This is a genomic window from Enterococcus sp. C57 (assembly GCF_040887305.1).
Classification (GTDB): Bacteria; Bacillota; Bacilli; order Lactobacillales; family Enterococcaceae; genus Enterococcus_B; species Enterococcus_B hirae.
In genome coordinates this window covers 61,868-81,358 of record NZ_JBFOFP010000001.1, presented here as the reverse complement: position 1 = coordinate 81,358, position 19,491 = coordinate 61,868, and the positions used below count along the sequence as shown (strand labels likewise).

Annotated in this window: 14 protein-coding genes and 1 pseudogene; 2 read left to right on the top strand and 13 right to left on the bottom strand. The window is 34.1% G+C overall.

What is annotated here, in order from left to right; translation table 11 throughout:
• The 11 genes and pseudogenes from AB5M32_RS00350 to arsC form a co-directional block, all read right to left on the bottom strand.
• Positions 1–1,779, bottom strand: coding sequence for a beta-galactosidase family protein (locus tag AB5M32_RS00350; protein WP_368024225.1), 1,779 nt, complete (start codon positions 1,777–1,779; stop codon positions 1–3).
• Positions 1,780–2,612: 833 nt separating this feature from the next.
• The gene (locus tag AB5M32_RS00345; protein WP_178286732.1) at positions 2,613–3,551 is read right to left on the bottom strand and encodes a hexose kinase; all 939 of its coding nucleotides are present in this window, start codon (positions 3,549–3,551) and stop codon (positions 2,613–2,615) included.
• 11 nt (positions 3,552–3,562) lie between these two features.
• The gene (gene lacD, locus AB5M32_RS00340) at positions 3,563–4,570 is read right to left on the bottom strand and encodes a tagatose-bisphosphate aldolase (RefSeq protein ID WP_010719961.1); all 1,008 of its coding nucleotides are present in this window, start codon (positions 4,568–4,570) and stop codon (positions 3,563–3,565) included.
• Between the two features lie 22 nt (positions 4,571–4,592).
• Positions 4,593–5,765 carry an SIS domain-containing protein gene (locus AB5M32_RS00335; protein ID WP_178286734.1) on the bottom strand — a complete coding sequence of 391 codons (1,173 nt, stop codon included), beginning with the start codon at positions 5,763–5,765 and terminating at the stop codon, positions 4,593–4,595.
• A gap of 12 nt (positions 5,766–5,777) precedes the next feature.
• Positions 5,778–6,509 (bottom strand): GntR family transcriptional regulator, encoded by a 732-nt coding sequence (locus AB5M32_RS00330; protein ID WP_010719963.1) that lies wholly within the window; start codon positions 6,507–6,509, stop codon positions 5,778–5,780.
• 254 nt (positions 6,510–6,763) lie between these two features.
• Positions 6,764–6,952 (bottom strand): annotated as a pseudogene (locus AB5M32_RS00325) (transposase); the annotation flags it as partial.
• Positions 6,953–7,305: 353 nt separating this feature from the next.
• Positions 7,306–10,419 (bottom strand): AAA family ATPase, encoded by a 3,114-nt coding sequence (locus tag AB5M32_RS00320; RefSeq protein WP_178286737.1) that lies wholly within the window; start codon positions 10,417–10,419, stop codon positions 7,306–7,308.
• On the bottom strand, positions 10,409–11,011 hold the full coding sequence (locus AB5M32_RS00315; RefSeq protein ID WP_061573557.1) for an ABC-three component system middle component 1: 603 nt from the start codon (positions 11,009–11,011) through the stop codon (positions 10,409–10,411). Before AB5M32_RS00315 ends, AB5M32_RS00320 begins: the two co-directional genes overlap by 11 nt.
• Before the next feature lie 15 nt (positions 11,012–11,026).
• The gene (locus tag AB5M32_RS00310) at positions 11,027–12,298 is read right to left on the bottom strand and encodes an ABC-three component system protein (RefSeq protein WP_256736176.1); all 1,272 of its coding nucleotides are present in this window, start codon (positions 12,296–12,298) and stop codon (positions 11,027–11,029) included.
• 20 nt (positions 12,299–12,318) lie between these two features.
• Positions 12,319–13,383 (bottom strand): ComEC/Rec2 family competence protein, encoded by a 1,065-nt coding sequence (locus AB5M32_RS00305; protein ID WP_368024224.1) that lies wholly within the window; start codon positions 13,381–13,383, stop codon positions 12,319–12,321.
• A 448-nt stretch (positions 13,384–13,831) separates the two neighbouring features.
• Complete coding sequence (gene arsC, locus AB5M32_RS00300) at positions 13,832–14,242, bottom strand: arsenate reductase (thioredoxin) (protein WP_010719969.1); 411 nt, start codon at positions 14,240–14,242, stop codon at positions 13,832–13,834.
• Positions 14,243–14,764: 522 nt separating this feature from the next.
• Here arsC and AB5M32_RS00295 point away from each other — a divergent pair.
• Both AB5M32_RS00295 and AB5M32_RS00290 read left to right on the top strand, forming a co-directional pair.
• Positions 14,765–15,460, top strand: coding sequence for a hypothetical protein (locus tag AB5M32_RS00295; protein WP_010719970.1), 696 nt, complete (start codon positions 14,765–14,767; stop codon positions 15,458–15,460).
• A 409-nt stretch (positions 15,461–15,869) separates the two neighbouring features.
• Positions 15,870–16,559, top strand: coding sequence for a hypothetical protein (locus AB5M32_RS00290; protein ID WP_256736177.1), 690 nt, complete (start codon positions 15,870–15,872; stop codon positions 16,557–16,559).
• A 544-nt stretch (positions 16,560–17,103) separates the two neighbouring features.
• Here AB5M32_RS00290 and AB5M32_RS00285 read toward each other — a convergent pair.
• Together AB5M32_RS00285 and AB5M32_RS00280 are read right to left on the bottom strand one after the other, a co-directional pair.
• The gene (locus AB5M32_RS00285) at positions 17,104–18,828 is read right to left on the bottom strand and encodes a DUF6119 family protein (RefSeq protein WP_178286743.1); all 1,725 of its coding nucleotides are present in this window, start codon (positions 18,826–18,828) and stop codon (positions 17,104–17,106) included.
• A 323-nt stretch (positions 18,829–19,151) separates the two neighbouring features.
• Positions 19,152–19,463 carry a DUF2726 domain-containing protein gene (locus AB5M32_RS00280; protein WP_368024223.1) on the bottom strand — a complete coding sequence of 104 codons (312 nt, stop codon included), beginning with the start codon at positions 19,461–19,463 and terminating at the stop codon, positions 19,152–19,154.
• Between the last annotated feature and the right edge of the window lie 28 nt (positions 19,464–19,491).

Genomic DNA, 19,491 nt, shown 5'->3' with positions numbered 1-19,491 from the left:
TTATCCTTCTTTCATTTCTTTATATAGTGGTGCTTTTACTAATTGGATCTCTGGTTGGAAAGTTCCTTCTGTTTCAAAAATCACTATTTCATTGTTTCCTTTTTTAAATAAGCTTTTCGGAATATATAGCGAAAGTGTTGGTCCAACTTCCCAAAAACGTCCAATATTGGTCTGATTAACAAATACGACACCTTTCCCAAATTTTGATAGATCAATGAAGCTATCCTCCACTTCATCAAGTGTTACTTCATAGCGATAAAAACTTGGCTGGTTAGGATGCCATTCCTTTGAAAAATCAACCTTCTCACATGACTCTAGTGGTAAACAATACTGATTCCAATCAGTGATAAAATGTAGATCAGCCATGACCCCTGTACGAATTCCCTTTTTTTGTGTATCGGCTAATAATTTATGACCATAATTAACACGCCCCATATTTTCAATTAGAATATCTAATTGATTGTCTTCCTGAGGCATTGGAACAATGATATCTTCACCAATTTCTGTCTGATATTGTGTAGCTTGCAGTTTTTGATTTAAAAATAGTTGGCTACGGTCTCTTCCATCGATTACTCTCAGTCTTTCATGTTCTGCATCTTTTTTTATTGAGGTGCGATACAGAATATAACCTGTATTTTGTCCTAACATTTCCATCGTTTCTGGATATTTCATTTTTACTGATTGACTAATTGTATCTAATGTTGAAAATAAACTGACTTTATCAATTAATGGAATATCTTTCATTTCCATTGTGTCTTTTGTCAAAGGTTCCATTTGTTGGATATCAGGGAACGTTTCATGAATCATTGTCTGGATTGCATAATATTTTTCGGTTGGATTTCCTTGCTCGTCTAAGGGTGCTCCGTAATCATAAGAAGTAATCTGTGGCAAATCAATCACTCCTCTAGCTGAGCAACCATTCATAAATCCAAAATTTGTTCCTCCATGGAACATATACAGGTTAATACTTCCTCTCAGCACGACCTCTTTGATTGCCTCAGCTAATTCTTTTGCATCACGTTGTACAATCGGTTCCTTCCAACGATTAAACCAACCATCCCAAAATTCCATACACATTAAAGGCCATTTTTTCCCATGCTCATTGAAGAAAGCTTCCATTGAAGAAAAATTTTCTTCAGCCTTTGAACCAAAATTTCCAGTAACTAAAATATCTTCATCAATCATGCTGCCTGCTCTGAGTGTCGCTCGCCATGGTCCATCCGAAGTGAAAAATGGCACTGTTATTCCTCTGTCCAACATTAAATCACGTATCGAACGTAAATAGTCTTTTTCTTCTCCATAAGAACCGTATTCATTCTCAATTTGTATCATTAAAATATTTCCACCATTTGTCAGCTGATGCGGCACGATTTTTTTTATTAAAACATCGTAATAATCTGCCACATGGTTCAAATAAACGGTTTCATTTGTTCGGATCCGAGTTCCCTCATTAAGTAACCAAGCAGGAAAACCACCAAACTCCCATTCTGCACAAATATATGGAGATGGTCTAACAATCGCGTATAGTCCTAATTCCTCAGCAATGGACAAAAAATGTTCTAAGTCCAAAATTCCCTCAAAATGGAAATCTCCTTTTTTAGGTTCATGTAGATTCCAAGGTACATAAGTTTCAACTGTATTAAATCCCAATGCTTTCAGATTATATAACGAGTGATACCAATCGGCTGAATCCACTCTAAAATAGTGGATAGCTCCTGAGAGTATCTTAAAGGGCTCACCGTTTAGAAGAAAATCTTCTTTAATCTCAAATGTGTTCAAAAGCTCCCTCCTTAAATAAAAGCGTTTTCAATATATTGATATATCAAATAATTTGAAATAGAAAGTCAACCCTATCCAACATAACAGAACGTGTTAAAATCAAATTATACATACAAAACCAAAGACTCTAACGAAAAGTTTAATTCTTTGATGTTGTTTGAAGGGTTAATTTAGACATCACAAAATGGCAATAAACTTTATACAGAAGCAGAATTAATATAAATTTTTAACGTAAGCTCTATTACAGTCATTCGCTCCCTGAATGAATAAAGGATGGATTCATAATTCGTCATCAAGGTCGTGACTCATTTGTTTCACGTAAAGAAAAACTGGTCTAGTTTTCTGACATTGAATTATTCACTATCAGTAATGATCAAGTCCAAGTTTTATCAATCGCTCGAGGGAATGATCCACACTATTTAAACAAGCTTGAACTGCCAGCCTTAGCATTTTATGATTGCATCAGACATTTACGAAAAACTAAAAAACTGCATATATCTATCAGCAAACTTATTTGCCCGAACAATATGTGGATCCTAATTCTCAAGAATTGTGTTATTACAATTCCAGCTGTCAGCGCTTTAAACATGACTACAATATCCACATGAATGAGGAAGATTTTACGGAAACAAATAAAATTATATTTCCAACTCCTTTAAATGTTGCGAAATTATTAAAGATTCTTACCGATGAAACAACCGTTCTGCAAGTCCGAGTGACGAAACTTAGAGATTCACAACAACTACTGGAGTACGTTGAATCCTACAAAAATGGAACTTCTACCAAATTGAGTTGGTCTCAAAAAATCATTGATTTTATCTAGATCGATTTTCTCACTCAATCTTTTTTACAGTTATTTTTTCAATATGCGATTGAATATTCATCGGTGAAACATGACCTGTTTGTCCTTCTTGTGCATTAGCCATACCAGTAGCCATACAAAACTTCAAAAGTTCTATTTCATCCATTTCTTGTGATAGGCCGTAGGCAAATCCAGCGACTGTAGCATCTCCTGAACCAACTGGGTTGACTGCTTTTATCGTGGGGAGCGTAACTCGATAAAAGCAATCTTTATGTTTTGCGAGAGCTCCATCTTTTCCTAGAGAAACAATAATCCATTCAATACCTGAGAAGATAGGTTGAATCAATTCTTCCTGGACTTCTTCTAATCGATCAATCGAAAATGAATGTCTCAGTAGTGTCGATAATTCCTCAAGATTTGGTTTGATTAAAAATGGCTTCTGTTTGCCAGCTAAAACCTGATGCAAGCTTTCCCCAGAGGTGTCGACAAGAACCTTTGCAGACTGCTCTTCTGTCAATTGGACCAACGTTTGGTAAAAATTTGATGGCAATCCTTTTGCAAGACTACCTGAGATTGTGACAATCTTTGCTTTTTTTATTAGCTCCTTGAAGTTTTCTAGGAAATTCTGCTGTTCTTCATAGGAAACTGTTGGTCCCGCTTCCAAAATCTCAGTTTGATTTCCTTCATGCAAAATAGCGATTGAATCCCGGCTTTCTTCTTTGATCTCTGTAAATTTCTGCTTAATACCGGCATGCTTTAATTCATCTGCAATAAACGCCCCATGATACCCACCGAGAACTCCTGTAGCGAGTACATCCCCCTTTAGATCATGGATTACTCGGGTTACATTAAGTCCTTTTCCACCTGCTGTTTTACTAACTTGATCTGTTCGATTGACAGTATCCACATTCAAGGAAGCAAGCGGATAGGAAATATCAATTGACGGGTTCATCGTTACAGTTACTATCACGAGCTCTCCTCCTAGTTCACAGCTGCTTCTTTTTCAACTTGGACTTTGTCATACCAAGAACTGGCTGTTTGTGCCAAAACGTTGTTCAAGCTTTCGATATTTTCACGACCTTCACTTTTCAGCCAGGCACGAGCAGATTCTTCACCAGATTTGATAAACGGCTTCACACCATTTTTCCAAGTAGCTCTACCACAAAGCACACCATTAAAGGTCGAACCTGAATCTTTAGCAAAAAACAATGTTTGTTGGAATAGCTTCGTAGAAACACCGGCACTCAAGAAAATAAAAGGCAAATCTGTCGCTTGACTTTGTTCCAAGAAGTACTTTGCCGCCTCCTCTTTGGTATACGCTACTTCATCTGTACTGAAACCCTCTACAAAATTCATATTGACAGGAACTTCTACCTTTAAAACATCTACTTTGTACTGTGGTTTCGAAAATTCCTTCATCATGCTATTGACTTTATGCGGTTTTACTTTGGCATATTCAAGTGAATGAACATCTGAAATTTGGGTATCATATGATAGCAATTCTAAATAGAATGGCAAATCTTCTTCGGCACACTCGCTACCTAAACGTTCTACGAAGACATGCTTCTGATGATTGATTTCCGGATCTTCATCTACGTCATAATAAAGTAGAAACTTAATCGAATCGGCTCCTTGCTCTTTTAATCGTAAAACTGACCAATCTGCTAATAAATCAGGCAATCGTCCTGGTGTTGTTACATCATAGCCGGTTTTTTCATAGGCCAACAACAAACCAGCATCTTCATGTCGTGCACTTGCAGCAGGAAGACCATATTCTGGGTCCAATAAAATAGAAGATGCATAAGGGGTTAATTCACTAGAAACTAACTCCTTGAAACGCTCAATCTGTTCATCGTTTAATTCTACATTTAAGGCTTTGATCATTTTTTTTAATGCTCCGCGTTGATCAATCGCTAAGGCACTGATAATACCATCTTTTGTCGATAAACGATCCATTGCTGCTTTTTTTCCTCTGGTTAATGTAATCATGGTTCTTCCTCCCAGTTTATTTTTACTTATATTTGTGAATCGTTACACCTTTTACAACTCGGTTAACTGTTCCTGTTGGTGATGGTGTATCTGGTTTATTATTCACTTTAATCGATGATAACAAAGCGACTATTTGGGCAACCATGATATAGCTTAGTGCTAAATAGCCATCTGGCAGTAATTCGGCCTCAGTTGTAAACTCGAATTTATCGCCAGTGAAATTCCGTTGCCCTGGTTGAGTAATGGCGAACACTCCGGAAGCGATTTCATCTCCACGCACTTCTTCTAAGACATCCAAGTCGTAATCACGCGTGTAAGGATTATTATTAACAAAACCGAACATGATTGTTTTTTGATTAATAAACGACTTTGGACCATGGCGAAAGCCCATTGATGAATCAAAGATGGTAGCAATTTTTCCGGCTGTCAATTCCAGAATCTTCAATTGCGCTTCCCTTGTTAATCCAGCTAGACTTCCTGAACCAACATAAACAATGCGTTCAAAATCAAGCTGAACGATTTTTTCAATTTCATTTACTCGGGTAATTACTTCATTTCCTAAATTACTTAAAACCTTCAGGTATTGTTGTTTCTTCACTAATACTGTTTGATCGAATGTCAACAAAGCTCCTAAAGTCATGCAGGAAAAGCTACCAGTCATAGCAAAGCCACTATCATTGGAACGTGCTGGCATCAAGAATAAAAAACTATTGGAATCGGATTGACTAATTTGAGCTAGTTTTCCTTCTACAGCACACGTAATTGATAAATGATAGATCGTATCAACCACCTGATTTGCAATTTCAACTGCTGCCAAGCTTTCAGGACTGTTTCCACTCCTCGCAAATGATACAAGTAAAGTTGGTTCTTCTTTAATTAAATACTCTTCAGGTTCTGCGACAATATCAGTCGTTCCAATACTTTCAAAGCTAAATGCTTGGCGATCACCGCTCTTGCGCAAATAAGGAACTAATGTGTCTCCTACATATTGAGATGTTCCTGCACCAGTGAAGATTACACGTGTTCGCTGACCATTTGCCTTTTCTTTAACTATTGCAAGAAAATTATCTAATTCCTTTTGAACTGTTTGATAGTGATCAAGGGTTTCTTCCCAAAGTTCCGGCTGTTGGCGTATTTCGCGAGTCGTGATCTCAGCACCCAGCTGATCCAGTTTTTCTTTTCCTACTGTAAACATGTTTCGATTCTCCTAACTATTTCGAATATGGCGGATCTGATAATGAAATTGATCCGCACGGGCGACACTTAAAGTAAATTCGATAATTTCATTTTTCATATTATAGGTTTGACGTGCTAAATGAAGGACAGGTGCTCCTTCTGAGATTATCAACTGTTTCGCATCTTCCTTTGAGGCAACACTTGCATATAGCTCTTCATCTGCCAATCGAACGGTCTGATTAAAATCCTCGGAAAAAAGATCATATAGAGGTTTGCTTCTTAAAAGCTGATCATTTAATGATAAGAAAAATTTGACTGGCAAATAGGTATCTTCGATCATAAGCGGTTCCCGATCAGCTATCCGCAATCGACTTAATTTGAAGACTACTTCTCCTAATGAAAGATTCAATTGTTTTGCAATAAATTTGTCCGCTTCAATTTTTTCAAAAGCTAAGATCCGCGTCTCAGCAGTTCTACCTAAACTTTTCATTTGTTCAGTAAAGCTATAGGTTCCTGCTAAATCTGCTACGTTCTTTTTGATATCGGATACAAATGTTCCTTTTCCATGTCTCCGATAAATATAACCTGTATTTTCCAACTCTTTCAAAGCTAATCGAACCGTTGTCCGACTAACTCCGTATTGAGCAGTTAATTCTCGTTCAGAGGGTAATTTATCATGGGGTATCATGTTACTTTCCATCTGATTTTTAAGTAAATCTACCAACTGATGATACAAAGCTTTGTTTTTAAAAGAATTTCCCATAGGTTTCTCCTTCTTTTAAACTGGTTATAACCACAAACTAATGGTAAGATGGTTTTTTTATTTTTGTCAACAAACAATCTGAAAAAAATTCTACAACCGTCTTAAATCGTTGATTTAGCAATGATTATTTTATTGAAATAATAAAACTATCCATTTTTAAGAAATTGTTCCTAGCGAAAATAACAGTCATAAGTGCTGAAATCTGATACCAGTTGAAAAAAATAGGAAATAGAAACCTACTAATCTTAGTATCTTTATTTGCTTAAAAAAGTTTTACCGTGACGAATCAAGATTCGCCGTTTGAAATGATAAAAATTTCGTTTAAATACTTTGATAGGCTTGTTTAAACATCCTAGTGGTCCATTTGAGTAATTGTAGCAGAAGGCATTTCGGATCTGTGTCAGAAACTTTCTAAATGTTCGCAAAGTTGTCGTATAGGTTTCGATTTCTCTGGTTAAATAGCCCCCAAATAGTGAATGATATCTTTTCTATACCGTTTAAATCATAAAAAAATGTTGGCGAATTTCGCCAATATCAAAAAGTGTAGAATCTAAAAAAGTTTCTGCTTTCGTATAGGTAGTACAACTCTCCATCCAATCTATATATTCTTCCTATCTGTATTTAATCTAGAAAAAAAGAATCAATCCCTTATTCGTTGGGATTGATTCTCTATCCGTCTCTTTTTTAACTTCTGTCGGCAATTTTTGTTTTATACTCTGAATCTTTCAGCTAACCTCAGCTCTCATCAAAGAGCTCCCTTTTTCACTTTTTCACTTTTTCTGACTAACTAAATTTGTTACAACTGATTCTCTGTATAATTCATTTCGATAAAACTGGCATTATGGTAATTGGCATCTAATTTTCTCTGACATAAGTCAAAAAACTGGCGGTTATGGGTGGAAAAGATAATCTGTGTTCCTAGCTTAAATGCAAGGATTCTTAATAGATCAATAAAGGATAATTCATTAAGACTATCTAAGTGTTGGATTGGATCATCCATGAAAATCGTATTCACTTTGTCTGTATTCTCTAGAGCGGTTCCTAGAAAAATACTTAAAGACAATATATTTACTTGGGCAGAACTTAGATATAAAATCGGGGCGTCCTCTTCGTCCTCTGTTCGTTTGCACATAATATCCAGTCCTAATTTATCGGGATTTGCTTCATTGATTTTAAAACTAATCTTACGAAAATCAGGGTGAGGTTCGATCATTTGAAAAATCTGATTGACGGTATCTAAGTTAAATGTACTTTTGATTTGTTTTTTGATCTCGGTTAATTTACTGTCTTTTAATTCTTTTAGTTCTTGTACTTTGCTACTTAAGTGGTCATAGATTTTTTTTACTTTTGCTTGTTCGCTTCTTTTCGTTTCGATACCTGTTTCAGAGATAAAATCACTGGTAAGCCCAGATAGTTGACTCAACAGTTGATTTTTTTCATTTAATTTGTAAATAGCTGTGGTCAACTTTTGCTTATTTTTTTCCAATTCTTCTGGTGCAATGATTACTTGGTCAAACAGCTGATAAGATATCTTTTCGATATATTTCCTCCGTACAACGAGCTGCCGAATCTGCTCTGCTTGGATTCGTTGCTCTTCTACTAATTCTGTTTTACTTTTCCCATTTACTTGTTCTAGTCGTTGTTTTTTTTCGGCAATAAGCTTGGTTTCTTGTTCATTGATTTTTTCTAACTGGTGTTTACATTGCCTTTTAAAATCAGAGATAACAGAAATACCAAGCGCTTCATAAAACGCCTGTTCTTGCTGATAATATTGATACTGTTCGTTTCCTTTTAGATCATTTAAGCTTTTTTTCGCTTGTTGATAATGTAATTCGATCGTTTTGAGTGTATGGATATTCTTGACATTTAGCTGTTCATTTTGATTGATTTTTTCTTTGATATTTTGGTATTCATTCGTTAATTTTACCAATTCCTCCTGTAGTGACTTTACTCTTTTCTGGGTTTCTTCAGCAATTTTTTCACAGTCAATCCCATATTTTTGGCTGTATTCATTTAACTTGTACCAGTGTTTCTCATTGGTTAAATACGCTTCTTCTTGTTGTTTTAATTTTAAGGTTACTTGTAACAGATCTTGGTCAAGTTGGTTGATTTCAGTTTCCTTAATCGTTATTTGTATCTGAATCTGTTGTTTTACTCCAGAAACTACCTCAGTTAACCGCCTAGTTGATTCATCGATCATTCCTTCTAAGTGACTGATTTCCTTCGTCAGTTGCTCAATCGGTAAAAGATCTGCCGTACTAGCTTCAATTTTTTGGATGATATGTTGAAATTCTTGATGATCATGGAGACATAATGGACAGACAGACGAAGACGTATCCGTTACGATAGAATAACCTAATTTTTTCAACTGTTCTAACTGACTGCCCAGATCTTCTAAAGAGGAACGTTCCTTCTTCTTTTGTGCTAAATCAACTTTCAATTTTTTTCTTTCTTGCCAAATGTCATCAAGTTGGCTTATCTGTTCCAACAAAAATGAATAATCAGGTTCTTTTGAATAGTCTTTTTGGCTTAACTGATGATCGTCTAAGTTTAGTAATGAAAACAATTTTGTCAACGTTAGCTTTATCTTACCTAACTTGGCTTCCAACTCTATTTTTTTCTTTTTCTGTTGTTTGATTTCATGATCAAGTAATTGTCTTTTCGCTTTAACATCGGAATAACTGTTTAATTCTTTGATTTCTGTTAATTGATTCGTCCGCAACGCTCGTTTATTTTGACACTCACTTAATGTTACTTCTTGCTCTTGATGCTCCTTTTGTAAAGTAATCAATGCTTGTTCACATTTTTTTCGTTGATTGATCCATTCATTGATTTCTCTATTACTGTTTTGTTCAGCCATTTCTAGTGCCTGAAAATCTGCTTCATGATTGATAAGAAAGTTACAACGCTTGAGATGGTTGCTCAAGTCTATTTTTTCGTCAAACAGTGCTTTCTTTTTTTCTTCGATTGTCTCAATTTCTGTCAAATGGGCTAACTTTTCGTTGACATCAGCAACCTGCTTTTCAGACCATTCGATCTGCTGCGGTATTTGTCGATACTCTTGGGTCATTGTGATTAAATTTTCTAGCTGTTGTCGCTCCTCTTCAAACTGGTTCAATTTTATTTGATTATTGCTTTTTAATTTGTTCGATTCGATATACAATTCTTGTAAACCTAATTGATTCTTTAACAATGGATCTTTTTTACTATTCTTTCCGTTTAACTTGGCATAATTTTCTTTTAGCTGGTTGATTGTTTGCCATATTTTTGCATTACTTTCGAGTTTTTCAATCTCTTTTGTTAGCTGATTCATTTTAGTTTCTTGTTGTCCTAATGCTTTATTCATTTCATTGACGAATAAGACTAGATTTTTATAATCCTCAGATACATTTTCTTTGTCCCAAAAATTACTTAAAGCATCATATCTTCCTTCGGCACTCTGTGATCGCAAAAAAGCATCGATTTGATTGTGTGTCAATAAATTTTTTTGTCGTAAAATCTTTAATTCTTTCGCTGTTAAATCAACCGTTTTTTTGGTCTCATTCCCTTCAACGTAATCCGTTGTTTGCTTTCCATTTAACTTTTTCGTTGTTAATGCATAAAAACTGCCATCATCAAATGCTAGTTCCACACTGCCCACTTCGGCTGAGGAATATTTGTTCTTTAAAATATACTTTCGCTCTTGGGAGGCGATATCACGGACATTTTTATTTTCATTCAGTCGACTGATTTCGCCAGTCAAGCTCCATTCGATGGCATCAAAAAAAGAGGTTTTTCCGGTTCCATTTGGCGCATACAAAACAATCAAATTTGATATTTCATTAAAAACAGGATTCACACAATCAAAATATTTTTGCCTTTCAAATGCTCGAAACGAATCAATTTTTATCCCTTTCAATTTAAGACTCATCGGTTCCTTCCTTTACGTTAAGATTTGACAGCTCATGTTTTATATACTCTTGTATTCGTGCTTTTTTCTCTTTTTTAGCCATCGTTTTTAATTCTGCTAACAAATGGATGATTTTCTCATCATTTTGCCGCTCATCCTTAGCCAGTTTCTTTACTGGTTTTGTCTGTTCCAGATTCAATAATAATCTTTTTTGAATTTTATTTTTTTGTGCTTCTTTTTGTGCTTCTTTTTGTGCTTCTTTTTGCGCATCATTAGTAGCAAATTCTCGAAAATTATCCACGATCACCTTTCTGGTTGCATACTTGTCTTGTTCAATACTGGCTTTGATTGGCTTCGCTACTTTGGCTTTGACAAAAAGAAAAAAATAAATATTCCATCGTTCAATCTTCCTTTTTAATTGACTTTGAAAACTGTAGGCAATCTGATCGTTGATTTCTTCATAGTTGGCTAATAACTCATCTTGATTATCAAATACATAACAAAAAAAATGGAGTCGATACTTTTCGTTTGCTTGTTGGTACGTGTAACAGGTCAATCCCGTCGTTTTTTCTATTATTTCATACGTAGTGATTTCTTTTAATATCTCTACCATTGTTATCTACCTCCATTAGTTTGCAATTTCTTCAAACAAACGAGTTAACTCCTCTGGAAACCTCTGAGAAAACTCAACGGCTGTTAACCCTTTTGTGTCGTGTAAAATCTGATCAATTTCATTTTCGATATAATCGATATGAACAATAGGAAATAATTTTTTTTCATTGGGATTATCAATCGTTAACCGATCAGAAACTTCTGGATGATCGATGTTCACGACGATTCCCTCAATTTGTTCTCGCTTGGCAATACTCCCACCCCGAAATTTTCTCCTTTGATTAGTTACAAACAAAACATCTTGTTTATCTAGCTTGTCATAAAGTGTACTTCTAAATAAACTCCCAATGAAACGGTCAAGTGTTAGATGATTTGTAAATAATACATGGATACCAGCTCTTTCCTTTTCCTGAGTGAGTAATTTGAAACAATCATCGATCTCAAAAGCAATATTTGTTTGTAATAACTTGTAAAGCAAGATCTCCAGCCAAGCGATCCACAAGAATTTATTGGTATAATCCTCATTTTTCTGAGAAGGAAGAAACAGGTAATCACTTAACCGATTATGGATCAATTTAGGTGTTATGTCGGAAAAACATTCACGATAACATTTTTCAATCAGAAAAATCAGCTTATTTTCTTGTCCACCTACTTCTCGTAATTCATTTATGATAGATGTCAAATATTCACTAAAATCATTCAAGCAACGAGGTACCAGCATGATATCAAACTCTTCTAAAAAGAAAGCAACAATATGTGCGATATGAATCCCTTCAACAATTCCTTGTTGCCCCGCTGACTGAAGTTTCGTAATAATCCCAGTCAAATAACACTTCCCTTCTCTTTCGACGTACACTCCTGATCCTGAGCAACCTCGTATGTTCTCATACTCCGTGTTGTTAGACGATCCTATTTCATTGTCCAGTACCAATTTAAAAATATCTGGCTTACTGATTTGAGTTGCCTTTCCTCGATAAGGAGTTCCACCGTCTTCTTTCATACACTCTGGATAACCATAAAATACGATTTCTTGCTTATTTTCTGGTTCCATTATAAGCAGTTCAGGATAACCTTTTTTTACCTTCACTTTGATAATCGCTAAATCTAGACTATCTGAGCATCTTGGTGGTTCTAAGATTTCTAGTTCAGATTGGGTATAATCAAATAGTTTGAAGTCATTAATTGTTTCCCCAACCACACAATGTTTGGCGGTGATCACATAACCCGTTTCACAATCCTGCTGATACAACAAACCTGAACCATAAGTATTGGTTCCTCTAATATTCACTGATAACTCTTCAAAATCATTCATATGTCAATCGTTAGTACCCTCTCATTCATTTTTTTCTTGATCAATTGAATCCCGTATTTTTTTATTTCTTCATTTGTAAATAACCCCTCACTCGCATCGGAATAATTAAAATAAAAATTCGTTGGTCGTTTTTTTGTGTAGTTGTGGTAAACAATCCTTGATAAGGCTTCTTTGTGCGGAAAACCATGACGATTCCCCTTATTTGAACTAATCAAATAATTTTCACATTCAATCTGTTTTAATAAATCGTCACTAGTATTCGCTTTACTCCCATGATGAGCCACTTTTACCAAGTCAAAATGCAGCTCTTTTTCCCCATAAAGTTCTTTTAACTTCGCAGTGACAGTACTTGGATGAGCATCTGCTAGCATCAACAGTCGTTTGCCTTCATACTCCAATATAAAGCTAATACTGCTCCCATTTGCGACAGCGCGATCTTCTTGGAAAGCTTTTTTGATCAGTTCCTCTACGCTTCCCTGATGATTGACATTTCGACCGCTGATTAGTTGATCCCTGGTTTCTTTTTGAATTGCCTTTTCCCAATCTGTATATAATTTCCTTAGACTTGCTTCATCAGGTGTCAAAATTGTCATTTTTGCCCCATTGAGTAATTTGGGCTGACAAGAATTGTCAATAACTGTCATCTTTTCAATCCTCAAATCCTCCAAATACCGATCGAAAGACTCCCCTTGTTTAAAACTAATCTCTGACTTTTCTTGAACGATCTCCAGTTGATCATCATAAACAACCTTTGTATCAAACTTTTGCGATAACAGCTTTCTAGAATTAAAAAACACTCGTTTAATACATGACTTACCAAAACTCGACTGAGAAAACAAACTCAAAAATCCCCGAATATGATCGGCATCAATATGTGTCAAAACCAGTAAGTCAATGCACTCGCCTTTCTGGCTAATTGTTGCAATTTCCTCTTTCAACTGCCTAACAACTTGTTGTCCTTGACCTCCATCGACAAACAGATTCGTCCGTTGATCTTCTTCTCCATACTGAACAATCAAACAATCGCCATCATAAGCAGGTAAAGCTTTCACTGTAATCATTTCTCTTTCATTGCAGTCCTGTCCCTGCAATCTCCTCCTTCTTCTGCTTTCTTTTCGCTGATCTTGTTATTCTTTACTAACCAAAATCACACACAATAAACTCCTATTCATTTGTTATTGGCGCTAGAATTTAACTGACAAGAAGAGCTTTCAGTCCATTAGTTAATTGCGCGAAATACACTCTCTTCTTTCTTATCTTACTCCCCATAACATTGTTATTGTAAATAAATTTTGATTTTTAAACGCCAATCATTCTCATAACCAGAAATAATTGCTTGATTCATAACTCGCTAAATAATTGAGAAGTCGACAAAAAAATATCGCAAGCAAAAAAAACCAGCAAGACCATTTTAAGGCTTGCTGACTTCAATTCTTGATTGTTAAAATTTAGCACTATACAGACAAATGAAGCTCAAATGATCACTCAATTCCCAAAAAATACTGACTCTCACTGGTTCTTGAGTTCAATTACCATTGCTTTAATTCTATCTCTTGTTTTTCTAAAAGCTGATGCTATTTCTGCTTCGGTTCCAACTGCTTGTGCGGGGTCTGTTAAATCCCAATGAATGTGCTGAACACCTACAGGAATCGTCGGACATTTATCTTTTGCATCTCCACAAAGCGTAATAATCAAGTCTGCTTGTGTAAAATAATCCTGATCGATCAAATCAGACGTTTGGTTTGAAATATCAATTCCATCCTCAGCCATAACCTGAACCGCTCGTGGATTCAGTCCATGAGTTTCAATACCTGCGCTTTTAATTTCCACATCCGAGGCAGATAATAATTGACGTGCATATCCTTCCGCCATTTGGCTACGACAAGAATTTCCCGTACATAAAAAATAAATTTTTTTCATTCTTATTTCTCCTCCTGGATATGAGCATTCAATATAGCTCGGTCATTATTTTATTCTCTAACTAAAAGCAAGCATACAGGAATTTTTGTAGGAAAGCATCAAAAAAGAGTGAAATGATTGAAAAGTTACGTCATCAATTATCAGTTTGGTATGTTTTGGCCATCAGTTCTGATCTTCTTTTTACCTGATAATTAATAAATGTCATTATCCATGGATCGCCTAAAATGGAAGAAAATTCATCATATTCGATGTCATGAATCGCTTCCTAAAAGGATTTTTTACTAACGAATGCTAAATGAACGCTTTGTTTTAAACGGCAGTTTGACGAACCTTATTCTATTGAAAGAAGCTAGAATAACCGTAGCTATTAGCACCCCACCCATAATTTCACTACATTTGGTTTTATACTAAAAAAATGAAATAAATTGATTGATTGGACACATTGAAACCTAAACTTGTTCCTTTAAACTTAAATTGTAAGCGAAGATCGTTTACATAAATTATATTAAAGGGAGGAATACCATGAAAAAAAAATTACCATTGGTCAGCCTATTGTTTGGTTTCATTGCTTTAATGTTTTTCTTACCACTAACCAAAACACATGCTGATGTCACTGTAACAAACGATTGTACAGATCCGTCACATTCATTTACAGCTTCCATTAACGCAGATAATGGAAAAGATGTCTCGTCAGACTACTACAAAGTAACAGTTGGACAAACAGAATCTTGGCGCAGAAATGATCCTAGAGGCCATATTTTAGCCATTGTTTATTTAGAACAACTTAGGACCTACTATACTCCAACTAACGCCGCCTACTCTTTTAAAGATGGAAAACTTTATTCCCAAGGTAGCACAACAGAAATCACTCCGTTAAAAGTTGAAACAAATTCGCTTGTTACGCGAAGTATGAACGTTAACATGATTAATCTTTCCACAAGTCTTACAACAGTATCGTTAAGTAAATGGAAAAGTGGCGGATCGACAGACTACTTTACGCTAAACCACCTTGATAGTGAAACTTGGAGCAGAAATGATGATCCAAGAGGCTTTTTAGTTTCAGTCCTATATAATAGCGGATTCTCAAAAGAATACATATATTATTTACCTAGCATACAATACCTAGGCTACAAAAATTTTCTGACAATCAGAAAAGATGCTATCTATGATTGGGATGAAACACAGAAATTAAAAGTAGTTAATGTGATTGACTACTAAGCATGAAGAACCATTAAAGCGATCAAATAATAACTAATGATGAGCCTAGGGAGAAAAGATGCCCTAGGCTTTTTCATTAAGTACAAAAATAAATAACCAGTGTTTTTGAAGTTAAGCTTCACACAATAGAAATACCGTCGTATAAAGTATAAAAAACGTTTATAAAGGCTATCCGCTTATTCACTCATCTTACAGTACTTTTTCCCACCTCTTGCTAGATTTCAGCCAGCTCCTCCGATATTCAAGAACTGATCGATATTCCAAAGAAAAATTCCACTACACTTGACTCTAAAATAAAAAAAATGAATAAAATAATAAATTAGAATCATTGAAAAATAGTCTGCATCCTTTAGACTTAAATTGTAAGCGAAAACGTTTACGACTATATTATATTAACAGGAGGAATATCATGAAAAAAAAATCATCACTGGTCAGTTTATTAATAGGAATGGTCGCTTTAGCCATCTTTTTAATACCGACCAAAGCAGCACATGCTGACGTCACTGTAACAAACGATTGTACGGACTTTTCAAGTATTCAGGTTTCAGTTAGTGCAAATTCTACAGGAACGGGTAACACCGACTACTTCAATATCACACCTGGTCAATCAGACTCTTGGAGCAGACTTTCTCGTAGTGGATTTATCTTGTCGATTGTCCATAACGGAATGCTTAGAACCTATTATACGCCAACAAGTGCTTCTTACTCTTATAAGGATGGTAGCCTTTATCAACGAAACAGCTCAACTGAAATTACACCACTGAAAAAAGTAGTCTACTCTGATACAAAAGGAACTAAAATTGTAAATGTGGTCAATCTCTCTGATGGAACTGTTCAGGTTGCATTAAGCAAATGGAAAACTGGCGGATATGCAGATTACTTTGAACTTGCTCGTCCAGCTGTAGAGAGCTGGAGCAGAAACAATGATCCAAGAGGCTTTTTAGTTTCAATGAAAGCAAAAAATGAAATGAATGAATACATATATTATTTACCTAGCATTGAAAATATCGGTGGAAATTATTTAACTATTAAAAACCAAGCAATCCTTGATTGGGATGAAAGAACTCCATTAAAACTTGTAAATGTTATTAAATATTAATTTATAAGCAAATAAACCAAAAGAGACTGGGCCAAAAAATTGACGGCTCTATAATTTATGGGACTGAAGAATCAAAATTGATTCTTCAGCCCCATTTTCATTTTTGCTATTAAAAAACATATCGTTCTCTAGTATGATTACATCACCAAAACCTAACCAACTGAGAGGACGATATGCTCTATAAATGATTTCAACAAAAAAATGCTAAAATTAATAGATAAAAATTTAACAAAATTCAAATAAAAACTGAGCTAGAATGATGGTCCTTTTTGATTTAGATTTGATTTTGTATCATTCATAGTTTTTAAATAAAGGGTAAAAAAAGCCAGTAAAACCTGCCATTAGATATTTCTAGCTAAAAAATTTTAATTTTTGCAGATTATTCCACATTAAAATACCTTCTCAATCAGTCTCATTAACCATCAAATCAAGTAATTAAGAGTCCATATAGTAGTTTAACGAGTTAATGGTTATCAAATTAAAATGATCAAAATCTGGTCATTTTAGATATGTTATTAGGAACAATACTTAATGTAAAAGTCTACTAAAATTGATCTTTTTTATTAACTTGAAGGTCTTTCCCCATATAAATTTTTGGTGTGAAATTATTTTCTAATATTGAACTATACCAATCAACAATCTTTAATTTTAATAGAATTGAACCTATTTGATTGAAGTCAAATTTCTTTTCTTCTGTCATCTTTACATATTTTTTTGTACTTTGTAACCACAACACTGAGGAAATCCTAGAATTTAAAATTTTCTCAATATTTTTTTTCTGAATATGAGGAAATTTACCTTTATCTTCATCTGTAGATGCTTTTCTATCATTATATTTTAATAACTCTTCTTCTACATTAAACTCAGTAATATTTCTTAATAATTGAAGTGATAATATAGATTGCTCAAAGCTATACATACTATTTGATGTATCCATTCCTCTTTTGATTGCTATTAACTCCTTGGTATCCTTTTTGTATACATCTGCTATTTCTATTGGAACTCCGTTGTAATTAATGTTTCTTTGATGTAACTTTATATAATTTTTATTCTCACTTAGTTTTTCAATATACCCCCCTTCTCCTTTTAGCCTTCCTTCACCAGAAGAATAGTATATATTAAACTCCTCATTATACTCAATAACTCTATTTATCTCTTCTAATTGTTTTTTTAATAACTCTGAAAATTTATCGTTAAAGTATCCCCAAAATCCTGAATCCAAAGTATATAACATATTATTATATTCTAATTCACAATAAATCCATTCTTTTAATAGACGATTTTCAATTACATGATGTTCATGATTAGTCACTCTAATTTTCAGATCTGTTAAAGAAGTTATTTTTTCATTGTATTTACGAATGTATTCCAGTATAGAACTGTCGTAAGGTTCTAGCTCTTCTTTCGTTTCTTTCAAATGGTTACTAACATATATCTCTAAATGGTTATTCTCCGAATATATATTAATCGAATTATTTACTAAGTGTATTTTACTCACGTCCAAAGCTATACCAATTTCATTGACATCATTTACTATTCTTTCTATAACTTCTTCATCCAATGATCCTGATAATTGAGAACTTTTCGCAATCCTTTTCTTTCTAGGTAAAATCGATTTATTTTCTTTTAAAGTTAAAGCTTTATCCACATTTTTTAATAATTCAGATAATTGATTAAATCCTTCTTTACTATTTATATCAAAATTTTTCGGAAAAGATACCCCAGTTCCACAGTCAATAGAATTTCCATAAAAACTAAAATCTGGTTTTCCACTTATATAAGCATAGCTTTCACTTGCTTTAGGAAATTCTCCTTGATCTTTCTTATAATTAGTGATACCTTTCATTTTATTTTTTTGAATATAACTCACATTTTTTAAAGTAATATGCTCATTTTTGATGGTCTTTTCAGCAAACTTCAAGCCAAATTCTTCGTCAATAAACTTTTCAAGAACTCTAAATCCTTGACTTAACGAATGTGCATATAAGTTATTCGGAGTTTTTAGTATAATAACTGCATTATACTGATATAAAGTATCATCTAAAATATTATGCTCTTTATAGTCTGCTTCACCAACATTAAAGAAACGTAATAATTCAGAAAGCCATTCTATCTGTTTCTTTTCATGACTCTCAAAAAAGAAAAACAATTCTAAATTATTTTTTGGCTCAGTTCTACTTTCTCCTATTTGTATATAACCATTTTCATTAAGTATCCTAGAAACCTCAGAAAAATTATTTGTTCTACATTTAGATAGTATAAGCTTCATTTTTTCATTTCCTTACATCACTTTATTTGTAAATATTAATTCCTATTTTTTAATACAAATATTTCCTTCCCCGAGGAACATCAAATTTCTTTCTTATATAACCCAATGTATTCTTGTAATATTCCATATTTCTGTCCTTTTCTATATTTTTTAAGATTTTTAATTCCAACTGCAGTAATGCTGACAAGTCTTCTTTATTTGATACACCGTAAAACCTCGAATTGACCAATTTCTTTCTCTAATCGGATTCGTCTTATATTGCTAACGATTACATTTTCTTTATAAATAATTTTCCCATAAACTGAGCAACTACTCATTTCAAATTAGGCACCACTCTTATTCATACACTCGTTTAAAAATTTTTTTGTTTTTCTCTCAATGTTTCCTTCAATTGTCTTCAACCTAAGCAAAGGAATTTCAGCTTTTTCTAAAATAATATTTTTAAGCCTGTCACGTTCTTGCTGCACCTTATCATCATGACTACTTCCATCCACTTCAATCACTCCAATCGGAATCTTGCCGATCTTATAATAAATGACAAAATCACAGCTCGATTTTTGCTTCATGAATTCTATCTCTCTATCAGTAAATGAATTATTTTTAATGGAGACAAGTTGGATTAACTTGATCTGCATATGAAACGTCAAAGAAGCAAATTCATCT